The 12874-nt window shown below is 60.6% G+C and carries 14 protein-coding genes and 1 other RNA gene; 11 read left to right on the top strand and 4 right to left on the bottom strand.

The window, feature by feature from the left end:
* Window positions 1-2: 2 nt before the first annotated feature.
* On the bottom strand, window positions 3-1013 hold the full coding sequence (gene gap, locus IFT66_RS10815) for a type I glyceraldehyde-3-phosphate dehydrogenase (protein ID WP_062460824.1): 1011 nt from the start codon (window positions 1011-1013) through the stop codon (window positions 3-5).
* 74 nt (window positions 1014-1087) lie between these two features.
* Window positions 1088-3064 carry a transketolase gene (tkt, locus tag IFT66_RS10810; protein ID WP_192077608.1) on the bottom strand — a complete coding sequence of 659 codons (1977 nt, stop codon included), beginning with the start codon at window positions 3062-3064 and terminating at the stop codon, window positions 1088-1090.
* A gap of 319 nt (window positions 3065-3383) precedes the next feature.
* Between tkt and IFT66_RS10805 the strand changes: the two genes are divergently transcribed.
* The 3 genes from IFT66_RS10805 to ssrS all read left to right on the top strand — a co-directional run bounded on the left by IFT66_RS10805 (window position 3384) and on the right by ssrS (window position 4284).
* Window positions 3384-3656 carry a DUF4164 domain-containing protein gene (locus IFT66_RS10805; protein WP_062460818.1) on the top strand — a complete coding sequence of 91 codons (273 nt, stop codon included), beginning with the start codon at window positions 3384-3386 and terminating at the stop codon, window positions 3654-3656.
* A gap of 10 nt (window positions 3657-3666) precedes the next feature.
* A complete protein-coding gene (locus IFT66_RS10800; RefSeq protein ID WP_113165987.1) occupies window positions 3667-4038 on the top strand; it encodes a cell division protein ZapA in 372 nt (123 codons plus the stop codon).
* A gap of 87 nt (window positions 4039-4125) precedes the next feature.
* Window positions 4126-4284: non-coding RNA, 6S RNA (ssrS, locus tag IFT66_RS10795), on the top strand.
* Window positions 4285-4381: 97 nt separating this feature from the next.
* Here ssrS and IFT66_RS10790 read toward each other — a convergent pair.
* Window positions 4382-4660 carry a BON domain-containing protein gene (locus IFT66_RS10790; protein ID WP_184654372.1) on the bottom strand — a complete coding sequence of 93 codons (279 nt, stop codon included), beginning with the start codon at window positions 4658-4660 and terminating at the stop codon, window positions 4382-4384.
* 223 nt (window positions 4661-4883) lie between these two features.
* Here IFT66_RS10790 and IFT66_RS10785 point away from each other — a divergent pair, with 223 nt between their 5' ends.
* From IFT66_RS10785 to IFT66_RS10750, 8 genes are all read left to right on the top strand, one after another.
* Complete coding sequence (locus tag IFT66_RS10785) at window positions 4884-6383, top strand: sensor histidine kinase (RefSeq protein ID WP_174196153.1); 1500 nt, start codon at window positions 4884-4886, stop codon at window positions 6381-6383.
* Complete coding sequence (locus IFT66_RS10780; protein ID WP_062460808.1) at window positions 6380-6823, top strand: response regulator; 444 nt, start codon at window positions 6380-6382, stop codon at window positions 6821-6823. The genes IFT66_RS10785 and IFT66_RS10780 overlap by 4 nt, the downstream gene beginning before the upstream one ends.
* A 9-nt stretch (window positions 6824-6832) precedes the next feature.
* Window positions 6833-7864, top strand: coding sequence for a sensor histidine kinase (locus IFT66_RS10775; protein ID WP_062460805.1), 1032 nt, complete (start codon window positions 6833-6835; stop codon window positions 7862-7864).
* Window positions 7865-8119: 255 nt separating this feature from the next.
* Complete coding sequence (locus IFT66_RS10770) at window positions 8120-9400, top strand: hemolysin family protein (RefSeq protein WP_192077607.1); 1281 nt, start codon at window positions 8120-8122, stop codon at window positions 9398-9400.
* A 13-nt stretch (window positions 9401-9413) separates the two neighbouring features.
* Window positions 9414-10016, top strand: a complete 603-nt coding sequence (locus tag IFT66_RS10765) for a 5-formyltetrahydrofolate cyclo-ligase (RefSeq protein WP_244631406.1) — start codon at window positions 9414-9416, stop codon at window positions 10014-10016.
* Between the two features lie 11 nt (window positions 10017-10027).
* Window positions 10028-10852, top strand: a complete 825-nt coding sequence (locus IFT66_RS10760) for a TIGR00282 family metallophosphoesterase (RefSeq protein ID WP_062460799.1) — start codon at window positions 10028-10030, stop codon at window positions 10850-10852.
* Window position 10853: 1 nt separating this feature from the next.
* On the top strand, window positions 10854-11192 hold the full coding sequence (locus IFT66_RS10755) for a hypothetical protein (protein WP_184654370.1): 339 nt from the start codon (window positions 10854-10856) through the stop codon (window positions 11190-11192).
* 142 nt (window positions 11193-11334) lie between these two features.
* On the top strand, window positions 11335-12198 hold the full coding sequence (locus IFT66_RS10750; RefSeq protein ID WP_192077606.1) for an MBL fold metallo-hydrolase: 864 nt from the start codon (window positions 11335-11337) through the stop codon (window positions 12196-12198).
* A 33-nt stretch (window positions 12199-12231) separates the two neighbouring features.
* On the opposite strand, the gene IFT66_RS10745 is transcribed toward IFT66_RS10750, so the two are convergent.
* On the bottom strand, window positions 12232-12744 hold the full coding sequence (locus tag IFT66_RS10745) for a pyridoxamine 5'-phosphate oxidase family protein (protein WP_113165983.1): 513 nt from the start codon (window positions 12742-12744) through the stop codon (window positions 12232-12234).
* Window positions 12745-12874 lie beyond the last annotated feature (130 nt).

Here is a 12874-nt window from a genome sequence, read left to right as displayed (position 1 = left end):
CTTCAGATCAGCTTGCCCATGGCAACAGCGGTGTCCGACATGCGGTTGGAGAAGCCCCACTCGTTGTCGTACCAGGTCAGGATGCGCACGAACGTGCCTTCGAGAACCTTCGTCTGGTCGAAGGCGAAGATCGAGGAGTGGCTGTCGTGGTTGAAGTCGCGTGAAACCAGCGGCTCGTCGGTGTAGCCGAGGATGCCCTTCAGCTTGCCGTCTGCGGCAGACTTGATGGCGTCGTTGATTTCGGCAACCGTCGTGGCGCGCTTGGCCACGAAGTTGAAGTCGACGACCGACACGTTCGGGGTCGGAACGCGGATCGACGTGCCGTCGAGCTTGCCCTTCAGTTCCGGCAGAACGAGGCCGACGGCCTTGGCTGCACCGGTCGAGGTCGGGATCATCGACAGAGCCGCTGCACGGGCGCGGTAAAGGTCCTTGTGCATCGTGTCGAGGGTCGGCTGGTCGCCGGTGTAGGAATGGATCGTGGTCATGAAACCGTGGTCGATGCCGACGGCGTCGTTCAGCACCTTGACGACCGGAACCAGGCAGTTCGTGGTGCAGGATGCGTTGGAGATGACCAGGTGGTCCTTGGTAAGCTGGTCGTCGTTGACGCCGAACACGACCGTGAGGTCGGCATTGTCGCCGGGAGCCGAGATGATGACGCGCTTGGCGCCGGCCGTCAGGTGGGCTGCGGCCTTGTCACGGGCGGTGAAGATGCCGGTGCACTCGAGCGCGATATCGACGCCCATTTCGGCGTGCGGCAGCTGGGCCGGGTCACGCACTGCGGTGACCTTGATCGGCTTGCCGCCGGCAACGATGATCGTGTCGCCTTCGACCTTAACGTCCGCCGGGAACTTGCCGTGGATCGAGTCGTAGCGCAGCAGATGGGCATTGGTCTCGACCGGGCCGAGATCGTTGATCGCGACCACTTCGATGTCGGTGCGGCCGGATTCGACGATCGCGCGCAGGACGTTACGGCCGATACGGCCAAAGCCGTTGATGGCAACCTTTACAGTCATAGAGTTCTCCCGAGAAAATAGTTTGGCAGCTGGACGGGGCGGGCGGTTTTACAGTCGCCCCGTCGTTTGAATGATCAGGCGAGCTTTGCATCGGCTGCGGCGACGATGGCGTCAGCCGTGATGCCGAAGTGCTTGAAGACATCCTTGGCAGGACCCGAAGCGCCGAAGCCCTTCATGCCGACGAACGTGCCTTCCGGACCGATAAAGGCATCCCAGCCTTCACGGACGGCTGCTTCAACCGCAATCTTGACCGGCGAGTTGCCGAGGATCTCGCGGCGATAGTCGTCCGGCTGTTCGAAGAACAGTTCGGTGCAGGGCACGGAAACAACGCGTGCGCTGACGCCCTTTTCCTCGAGCGTCTTTGCCGCCGCAATCGCCAGTTCGACTTCCGAACCGGATGCGAAGATGGTGACCTTGGCATCCGCGTTGCCCGAGAGCGTGTAGGCGCCGAGCGTGCAGAGGTTCTTTTCCGAATATTCGGTGCGGGCCGGTGCAAGGTTCTGACGCGTCAGCGCAAGCGCTGACGGACGGTCCTTGGTTTCGAGCGCGATCTGCCAGCATTCGGCCGTCTCAGTCGCATCGGCCGGGCGGAACACCATCAGGTTCGGGATGGCCCGAAGGCTTGCCACCTGTTCGACCGGCTGGTGGGTCGGGCCATCTTCGCCCACGCCGATCGAGTCATGCGTCAGGACGTGGATGACTCGGATACCCATAAGGGAGGCGAGACGGATCGGCGGACGGCAATAGTCCGAGAAGATCATGAAGCCGCCGCCGTAGGGGATCAGACCGCCATGCAGGGTCACGCCGTTCATGGCGGATGCCATGCCGTGTTCGCGGATACCCCAGTGCATGTAGCGGCCGGAGAAGTCGGTCGGCGTGACCGAGACCATCTGGCTGGTCTTGGTGTTGTTCGACGGTGTCAGGTCGGCGGAGCCGCCGAGCGTTTCCGGCACGAAACCGTTGATGACTTCCAGAACGTCTTCCGACGCCTTGCGGGTCGCAACGGTCGGCTTGGTTTCAGCAAGCTTCTTCTTGAAGTCGTTGATGGCAGTGTCGAAGCCTTCCGGCAGGTCACCGGCAAAGCGGCGGTCGAACTCGGCCTTGTGGGCAGATGCTGCGAGGCGGCCTTCCCAGGCCTTGACGGCTTCCAATGAGCGGACGCCGGCTTCGCGCCAGTCGGACAGAACGTCGTTCGGGATGACGAAGGGTTCGTATTCCCAGTTCAGTGCCTTGCGGGTCGCTGCAATTTCCTCGGCGCCGAGCGGCGAACCGTGAACCTTGTGGCTGCCGGCCTTGTTCGGCGAACCGAAGCCTATCGTGGTCTTGCAGGCGATGAAGGTCGGGCGGTCGGACTTGTGGGCCTGCTCGATCGCGTCGGCGATGGCGGCCTGATCGTGGCCGTCGATCTCTATCGTGTTCCAGTGCACGGCCTTGAAGCGGGCGATCTGGTCGGTCGAGTCCGACAGCGACACGGCACCGTCGATGGTGATCGAGTTGTTGTCCCAGAACAGGATCAGCTTGTTCAGCTTCAGGTGGCCGGCAAGTGCGATCGACTCGTGGGAGATGCCTTCCATCAGGCAGCCGTCGCCGTTGATCACGTAAGTGTAGTGATCCTGCAGGTCGGCGCCGAATTCTTCGCGCAGCTTGCGTTCGGCGATTGCCATGCCGACGGCGTTGCCGATGCCCTGGCCAAGCGGACCAGTGGTGGTCTCGATGCCGGTCGCATGGCCATATTCCGGGTGTCCGGCAGTCTTGGAACCAAGCTGACGGAAGCCCTTCAGGTCGTCGATGGACATGTCAGGGTAGCCGGTCAGATACAGGACCGAGTACAGCAGCATCGAGCCGTGGCCGGCCGACAGCACAAAGCGGTCGCGGTCGGGCCAATGCGGCTTGGTCGGGTCAAATTTCAGGTATTTGGTAAACAGGACCGTTGCGACGTCAGCCATGCCCATGGGCATGCCCGGGTGTCCGGAATTCGCCTTTTCGACGGCATCCATGGCAAGGAAACGGATCGCATTGGCCATCCGGTCGTGTTGTTCGCGAGAAATCATGGCTAATCCACTATCGTCCGAGTGTCGGTCAGGCCCTATGATCGGGCCTCGTCAGGAAGCGTCCGATCCATATCAGGTGGGGCGCGCAAGTCAACAAAAGGCGGGCCACCGGCGGCACATAATGATCGGGTTTAGCACAGTCTGCCTGCTATTTCGGCACCGCCGCCGAGTGCCCTTGATCAGCGACGATCCACAGTTCGATGCGGTATCGTCTGCGTGTTTTATTGACCGGCTTTCAAGCGGTGAATAGTCTACGGCGCTTGTTGGCGAGGCGCTGCCGTACGATTCGGCGCCGATCGCGACCTCACGGGATATACGCATGCCGGCAGAAAAGACGGTGGATCTGGCGCTTTCGGAACTTCGGGCTGCGATAAGCGGGCTGGAGAATGCCGTCGATGTGCGCATCGAGCAGCAAAGAGACCAGGGCGAGATGGAAGGCGAGGTCAAGCGCGTGCATGCCGATCGATCGCGCCTGGCGCAGGAGCTGGATCAGTCGCAGTTTCGGGCCAATCGTCTCGAAGAGGTCAACCGCGAGGTTTCCCGCCGTCTGGTGACGGCGATGGAGACCATCCGCGCGGTTCTGGACCGGTAAGGAAAAAGAGATGGCCCAGGTAACGGTGACGATCGACGGCAAAGCCTATCGGATGGCTTGCGAGGAAGGCCAGGAACAGCACCTGACGGACCTTGCCGACCAATTCGACCGCTATGTCGGACATCTGAAGGGCCAGTTCGGCGAAATTGGCGATCTCCGCATCACGGTCATGGCAGGGATCATGATCATGGATGAACTGTCCGAGCTGACCCGCAAGGTCGGTGCGCTCGAAGGCGAGGTGCAGTCGCTGAAATCCAACCGCGCCGGTGCCGTCGAGAACCAGAGCCGCAGCGACGAGCTCATCGTTTCTGCTCTGAGCGAGCTGTCATCCAGACTGGAGGGCCTGACCGCAAAGCTGAACGGCCGGGCGCCGGCGAACTAAGACCGGCTTTCGCAGGTCAAAAGATCTGTTGAAAAAATGCCTGGCTATGCCACTGGCGCGCCACCGACTTCACCCTTATATTGGTTATGCGTTCTGCGCTTCTCGACAGGAACCACAATCCCTGGGGCCATACTCGATCCAAAGGGAGCTGTCCCTGGCCAGGCCCGTGGGCTTGGACATATGGCGCCCACCTACGTTTGTAGGCACCCAGGATCGTAAAAATCCATCGGTCGCCGCGGATCGCACCTTACAGAATTCGGGCTCGATCATTCATAATGGTCGGGCCCAAAAACGAAAAACCCCGCTCAAGGCGGGGTTTTGCACGTCTAAAGTCCGGTATTGTTTACGAACGCTTGGCGATCGAGCAGACCAGGACGCGGGAAAGAACGCGCTCATAGCCGACGATTTCGCGAGCGATCCGCATAACGCGGGCATGGTCGCCACTGGAGCTGACAACGCCTTCAAGAACAATGAAGTCGCCGGTCACGTCGACAGTGAGGTTGCTGCTGTCGAAGTTGGGGAGGTAACTCAGTTCCGTTTCGATAGCGGTCTTTTCCATCATCATGCCGTGGTCATGGGCAAAGGCGAATGAAGCGGTAGGCTGAAGGCTGCTCAAGAACATTGTCGAAACTCCCAACATGAACGTCTGATGAATGAACTGTTGTCTTACGTTTATGTTCCGAATGTGTCCGCGCTTTTTCTAATTTCTTTTTCCAGTACACGAGTTCGTCAGATCGCCAGTCCGGTTTTCCCCTGATGTGGCATCAGGCGCCCCTGTCTGACGCTTGACAATGGCCGCGCCGTTTCCGAGTAAGTCTGCGTGTTTTCAATCGGCGGACTTCTTCATGCCCAACGCAAAAGCCACGTTCGCCCGCTCGTCGCTCCTGATGCTCGTCATCGGCGCGGCTATCCTGCTCGGCATCGTGATGTCTTCTTTCTTCCTGGCGCAGATGACCAGGACGTATTTTGATGACGTCACGAAGCTGAGAGCATTGCGCGCGACCACTGCCGATCTGCTTTTGCTTGTGCAAACCGCCGAGACCGGACAGCGCGGCTACCTTTTGGTGCAGGATCCGCTGTTTCTCGAACCCTACCGGACATCCATCGGTGCGCTGCCGCTCCAGCTGCAGAAGGTGGAGCGGACGGCGGCCAATCAGGACATCGTCAGCGTTCCGCTGGACGAGATCCGCAGCCTGATCGCGCTAAAGACCAATGAGATGCAGGCGACGCTGTCGCTCGCAAGTTCGGGTCAGGTCGAGCAGGCAGTCGCCATCGTTCGCAACCAGTCGGGCCTTGAGGCCATGCAGAAATTGCGCGCCCTGCTTGGCGGCGTGATCGGCGAACTGGATGGACACCTGATTTCCGGCATTGGCGAGATTCGCGGAAGTTCCGAAAAGCTGCAGTGGTTTACCGTCGGCGGCGGTATCCTGATCATTCTCGTTCTCGGCGGCGCGATTGCCATCGTCTTCCAGCATGTCCGCCAGCTTCAGAAGGCCCGTGCCGAGGTGGAAACCTTGAATGCCGGCTTGGAGGAGCGGGTCAACGAGCGTACCGAAGACCTCATCCAGGCAAACCGCGAGATCCAGCGCTACGCCTATATCGTCTCGCACGATCTGAGAGCGCCGCTTGTCAACATCATGGGCTTTACCAGCGAGCTGGATAGTTCGCTCAAATCGATCTCCGCCTACGTGCTGGCCGATGACGTCAAGCCGAGCGAACTTCAGGTGAGGGACGCCCGGCTTGCAGTCGAGGAAGATCTTCCAGAGGCAATCGGTTTTATCCGTTCGTCGACCAAGAAGATGGATGGCCTAATCAACGCCATCCTGAAGATCTCCCGCGACGGTCGGCGTGAGCTGAAGCCGGAGCGGATCGACCTGAGCGAACTCCTGGAGGCAACTGCCGCGAGTGTCTACCATCAGGTCAACGAGGGCGGCGGCGAAGTGGCGATTTCCACGTCGGCCGCAAAGACCCTCGTCACCGACCGGTTCTCGCTGGAGCAGGTTTTCGGTAACCTGTTCGACAATGCGGTCAAATACCAGCATCCCGACCGGCCGCTGGCGCTGTCAATCACGTCAACGCCGCTCGGGCGAAGCTTTGTCCGGATCGAGGTTGCCGATAACGGGCGCGGCATTGCGCCGGAAGACCACGAACGGGTGTTCGAGCTGTTCCGCCGTTCCGGCGTGCAGAACCAGCCCGGCGAGGGCATCGGCCTTGCGCATGTGCGATCATTAGTCAGAAATTTAGGTGGCGAGATTACGATCACGTCAACCTTGGGCGGCGGTGCGACTTTCATCATCCGCCTGCCCACCGATCTGTCCCAATATGTCAGGAGTCATGGGTCATGAATGCTGCCGGCAAAGAAGTTACCATCGTTATGGTCGAGGACGACGAGGGGCATGCGCGCCTCATCGAAAAGAATGTCCGTCGAGCAGGCGTAAACAACGAGATCGTACCGTTCACGAACGGAAACGCAGCGCTCGATTATATTCTCGGCGCTGACCGCCTGGGAGCGGCCAATGCGGATCGGTATTTGCTGATCCTTCTCGACCTCAACCTCCCCGATATGTCGGGTATTGACATACTTGAGAAGGTGAAGTCCAACCCTCACTCGAAGCGACTGCCTGTGGTCATCCTGACCACGACCGACGACGAGCGAGAGATCCAGCGGTGCTACGATCTCGGTGCCAACGTTTATATAACGAAGCCAGTGGATTATGAGAGTTTCGCGCACGCCATCAGACAGCTCGGTCTGTTCTTTGCCGTGATGCAAATTCCCGGACAATGACGAGACGTGATGCAGCACACCATTCTCTACGTCGATGACGACCTTGCCCTTGCGCGGCTTGCCGTGCGCAATCTGGGTCGCTTCGGCTATCAGGTCGTCCATGCCGTGGATCTGTCCGCGGCAATGGAGACCGTTGAGAAGGGTGGCGTGCACGCAGTGGTTCTCGACCACTATCTCAGCACCGGTACCGGCCTCGAAATCCTTCACAGGCTGAACGAGATGGGGGCGGGGCTCCCGGTCATCTACGTCACCGGTTCGAGCGATGCGACGATCGCGATCGACGCGCTGAAGAACGGCGCGTCCGACTATGTCATCAAGACGGTGGGCGACGAGTTCTGGCCGCTGATGCAGAGCGCGATCGGCCAGGGGATTGCGACCGCCGAGCTTCGCCGCGCCAAGGAGCGCGCCGATCAGGAGATCCGGCTTGGCAAGGAACGCGCCGAGGTGCTGTTGACGGAAGTCAACCATCGCGTCGCCAACAGCCTGGCGCTGGTTGCCGCGCTGATCCGCCTTCAGGTGTCGAGCAGCAAGAACGACGACGTCAAGGCGGCCCTGTCGGAGACGCAGGCGCGCATCTCCGCGATCGCCGGCATGCACCGCAGCCTTTATACGTCCGACGACGTGCGCCAGGTGGAGATGGACAAGTATCTCGGCACTCTGGTCAAGGAAGTGCAGGGTACGGTCAACGATCACCAGAGCGCGACGATCCTTTTGCAGGCCGACGAACTCTCGCTGAAGTCCGACCGGGCCGTCTCCGTCGGGATGATCGTGACCGAACTTCTCACCAATGCGCTGAAATATGCCTATCCGCCGGGCGCTGAGGGCGAGGTGCGTGTGCTTCTCAAGCGGCAGGATGATGACAAGGCGCTGCTTGCGGTGGAGGACGACGGCGTCGGCTGGAAGGAAGGCGACATGCCGAAGGGCACGGGTCTTGGCAGTCGGATCGTCAAGTCGATGGCGGCAACGCTTGGTGCTTCCATCCAGTATGTGCCGCGCGAAAGCGGCACCCGCGCCGAACTGCTGATCGACCTGACGGCGTGATTTCTCCCTTTCCGACCGGACGCTCGCAAGTTCCACAGTGACGGCCATTGCATTGGACGCATGCTGACCCTATGATTTCCACCGCGAGCGAAGGTGCATAGCTCCGAGAACCCCCAAGGATCGCGGGCGGTTTTCCGAACTGTGCGCGAAGCAGCGCCGACGCGCCCATAGGGTGCGTTCGATAACGGTTCTCGTTGAAGTGGGCCGTGGCGTCAGTTTTGCAGGCAGGATATTGTTCCAGATTAAGAGCCCCTTTTGTTAACCGAAATATTCATCGTCGTTGCACTCACCATTCTCAATGGTGTCCTCGCAATGTCGGAACTTGCCGTCGTGTCCTCGCGTCCCGTGCGCCTCCGGGTCATGGCAGAGCAGGGAAATCGTGGCGCAGCTGCCGCCATCAAGCTGGCTGAAGATCCAGGCCGCTTCCTTTCCTCCGTTCAGATCGGCATCACCCTTGTCGGCGTTCTCTCCGGCGCGTTTTCAGGTGCAACGCTCGGCACCCGTCTGACCAACTGGCTGTCCGAGCAGGGTATGCCGCAAAACTTCGCCGACTGGCTCGGCGTCGGCGGTGTCGTCGTGGTCATCACCTATATGTCGCTGATTGTCGGCGAACTCGTGCCGAAGCAGATCGCATTGCGGGCGCCTGAGCTCGTGGCCGCCAAAGTGGCGCCGGCGATGAAGATGGTCGCGACAATCGGTGCCCCGGTCGTGTGGTTTCTCGACATCTCGGGTCGGTTTCTTCTGGCCCTTCTCGGCCAGAGCGGGGAATCGAACGAGAAAGTCACCGACGAGGAAATCCGCACCGTGCTTGCCGAAGCGCATAGCGCGGGCGTGATCGAGACCGAGGAATCGGCGATGATCTCCGGCGTCATGCGACTGGCCGACCGTACCGCGCGCGGCCTCATGACGCCACGCCGCGATGTGGAGGTGCTCGATACCGAAGATGAGCCGGAAGAGCTTCGTGCGCAGCTGCGGGCGACGACACGCTCGCGTCTGCCTGTACGCAAGGGCTCGTCGGACGAGATCCAGGGCGTGCTCTTCGTCAAGGACGCCTATGAATTCATGGCCGGCGGCAGGGGCGGCGATCCCGCCTCGCTGATGCGCGAAGCGCCTGTCGTGTCCGACCTGACCGGCGCGCTCGACGTCATCCAGGCCCTGCGCAAGTCACCGGCACATATGGTTCTCGTCTATGACGAATACGGCCATTTCGAAGGTATCATCACCTCCGGCGACGTGCTCGAAGCCATCACCGGCGTGTTCCAGGAGGACGAGGTTGAAGAACCCGCCATCGTTGCACGGGAAGATGGATCCTACCTCGTCGCCGGCTGGATGGCAGTCGACGAGTTCTCCGCGCAGATGGGCGTGCCGATCGAGGATGACCCGGGTTACGAGACCGTTGCAGGCTTCGTTCTCGACGAGCTGAAGCATCTGCCGGAACTGGGCGAGAAGTTCACCACGCGAGGCTGGACCTTCGAGGTGATCGATCTCGACGGACGTCGTATCGACAAGCTGCTGCTCAGCCGAGCACCAGACTGACGGTACGGGACCGATGAGCGAGGCTTTTTCCGACAATCGCATGCGCAAGACGGAACTGCGGCGCCAGAGCCTCGCCGCGAGAGACGCTCTGTCTGTTTCGGATAGGGTCGGAAAGAGCCAGGCGCTTGCCGTTCATGGCGCCGGGGCAATCGAGTTGCATGCCGGAGCGATCGTGTCGGGCTTTCTGCCGATCCGATCCGAGGTGGATCTCCATCCTCTCATGGCATTGCTGCGGGATCGCGGCGGGCGCATCTGCGTGCCGGTCGTCCTCGACAAGGAAACGATCGTGTTTCGCGAACTGACGCCTGAGACGGTGCTTGTACCCGGTACGTTCGGGACATCGGGTCCCGGGCCCGAGGCGGAAGAACTCGAGCCCGAGATCATGCTCGTGCCACTGGCCGCATTCGATGCGCGCGGCCACCGGATCGGCTATGGCGGCGGATATTATGACCGGGCCATTCACCGTTTGCGCGAAAAAGGCTTGAACCCGCGGTTGATCGGCATTGCATTCGACTGCCAGGAAGTGGCATCAGTGCCTGAAGAACCTCATGATATGAAGCTCGATGCCGTCTTGACCGAAAGCGGCTATCGGCCGTTCGCGGATATGCCCGCGTAGATTGGACAAGCATGCGTCTTTTGTTTCTGGGTGACATGGTCGGCAAAACCGGCCGTACGGCGGTTTGGGACAAGTTGCCGGGGCTGGTGTCCGACCTGAAACTCGACTTCGTGATCGTCAACGGCGAGAATGCCGCCGGCGGCTTCGGCATTACCGAGGAGATCTTTCTCGAGACGATCAATGCCGGTGCCGACGTTGTCACCACCGGCAACCATGTCTGGGACCAGAAGGAAGCCGTCGGGTTTGCCGGTCGCCACGACCAGTTCCTGCGCCCGGCCAACTATCCGGCCGGCACGCCCGGCAAGGGATCCGGCATCTTCTACGGTCGCAATGGCGCGCGCATCCTCGTCGCCAACATCATGGGCCGGGTCTTCATGCATCCGGAGCTCGACGATCCCTTCAAGTCCGCCGAGGCGATCCTTGCCGCGGCCCCGCTGAAGGAACAGGCGGATGCCATCATCTTCGACTTCCATGCGGAAGCCACCAGCGAAAAGCAGTGTTTCGGCCATTTCGTCGATGGTCGTGCGTCGCTCGTCGTCGGCACGCACACGCATGTGCCGACCGCCGACTGCCAGATCCTGAACGGCGGCACCGGCTACATGTCGGATGCCGGCATGTGCGGCGACTACGATTCGTCGCTCGGCATGGACAAGGAAGAGCCGCTCAACCGGTTCATCTCGAAAATGCCGAAGGGCCGTTTCGAGGCGGCAAACGGTCCCGCGACGATCTGCGGTCTCGGCATCGAGATTTCCGACACGACGGGACTGGCCGAGAAGATCGAGCCGCTCCGGATCGGGCCGCGGCTCGCGGAGACCATTCCGAGCTTCTGGCGGTAGAATGGTTCGGGCGCTGCTTCTGTTTGCGGTTCTGATGCTTCCGGTTTTCGGAGCATCGGCACAGCAAAGCGTCCAGCCTTCAGCCGGAACGTGGGCTCAGAAGAAGTGCAGTTTCTACGCCAAGGCTTGGCACGACCTGCTTTCGATGTCCGCTGGCGGCGACGTTACCCGTGCTTTCATTGAGGGGAACAATGCTTTCATTGCAGCCGGCTGCTCCAACGGTGCGGATGTGTGCCCGTCGTCCAAGGGTGATATCGATCTTGCCAATCGCCTCACCATGGCCGCGATGAACTTCGGGACAGCGAGCTCATTTCTGCCCTTCGTCTGCCGGACGCGTTGAGGCGCTAACCACTCAATGACATGATTGTGAGACGACCACGGCGCTTCGTCGCTGGACGCTTCGCCATGCTTGCCGCATCCTGAGCCCCGGAATGGCATGAACGCATCGGCTCGATTTTTCGCAACGCGGTTCGGGGTGTGGCATGAAGCTGCGAACGCTGGCATTCGGTTTTTCGGCTCTCCTTCTATCCGCCATATCGGCGCTGGCGCAGGAGGGCGGGTTGCCGGTCAGCCAATGCCAGGCGATTGCGCAGAACCTGCCGGGCGAGAATTTCCCCCATGTCCGCTATGCCAGCTTCAATCCCTCGGGTCCCACGCTTGCGCCAGTCATCAAACCGGTAAACCTGTCGGCGCGGGAAGAGGTGAAGATAACCTTCGTCGGCCACTCGACCTATTTTATCGAGAGCCCCAACGGTATCGGCATCGCCACCGATTACAGCGGCGTTCACCAGCCGTCGCGGATGCCTGACGTGGTGACGATGAACAAGGCGCATTCCACCCACTACACGATGATGCCGGATCCTGCGATCGCCCACGTGATGCGCGGATGGAGCGATGTGCCGGGTGAAAAGGCCGAGCATCGGGAAATGGTCGGGGATGTCTATATCCGCAATGTCGTCTCGGATATCCGCAACTGGGGCGGCGGGATCGAGCCGGACGGCAACTCGATCTTCATCTTCGAAGTCGCCGGTCTCTGCATCGGGCATCTCGGCCACCTGCATTTCGAACTCAACGAACAGCAGTACACGCAGATCGGTCGACTCGATATTCTGATGGTGCCGGTCGATGGTGGTTTGACGATGGGGGCGGACAGCATGAGCCGCGTCGTTCAACGGCTGCGGTCGTCGCTGATCCTGCCGATGCACCGTTTCGGACCGCCGCTCGAGCGGTTCCTGTCGATGTTCGACGGCAAGTTCGAGATCGCCTACGCGCCAAGCGAGACGATCACCGTGTCGATGCGCAGCCTGCCGAAGAAGCCGACGATCATGGTGCCGCGAGGGCTGTGACAGGGGCTGTTTAAGCCCCTGTCTTTCGTTTGATCAGGCGTGACGCGGGAAGGTCAGGCGCTTGTTGACGCCGACTTCCGGCATCTTCTCGTCGTTGAGGTTCGCCTTGGCGATTTCCCAGCCGAACTTGAGCGTGCTGTCGGTCGATGCCCAGATTTCGGCGTCGTCGACACGGAAGGCCAGCATGGTGAGATGGGGATCGGACTTGCCGTGTTCGTACCAGGCAGCCGTCACGGCGCTCCAGTATTCATCGATCTTGGCCTCGTCCTTGCGGACTTCCAGGGTGCCCGAGAGGCAGGCGTGGTAATCGTGATCCTTGCCGACCACGTTGAAGTGGGCGCGGGAGGCTGTGCCGAGCGCCTTCACCAGATCCGTATCGGTCCTGGTATAGAACCAGATCGTGTTGGTCTCGGAATCGACATTCGGCGCCATCGGCTGGAAGTGCATGTGCGCACCTTCGATGCCGAGCATGCCCGCATGGATTCCGTTGATTTCGTCCCACATCTGACGTTCGGGGGCTTCGCGTGCTTCGGTAAGGCTCGCCATCTATAATTCTCCTTCTTTGTCGTGCGGTTGAAGAACGGAGGCGGGGCGGGGTTTGTTCCTCATCCGAAAGGCTCTTGAACGGCCTCCGGTTCGAAACTATAAGGCGGCACAATTCCAGATAATGATGCAG

The sequence above is a fragment of the Rhizobium sp. CFBP 13726 genome (assembly GCF_014841925.1).
GTDB lineage: Bacteria > Pseudomonadota > Alphaproteobacteria > Rhizobiales > Rhizobiaceae > Neorhizobium > Neorhizobium soli.
This window is presented reverse-complemented; position numbering and strand designations above follow the sequence as displayed.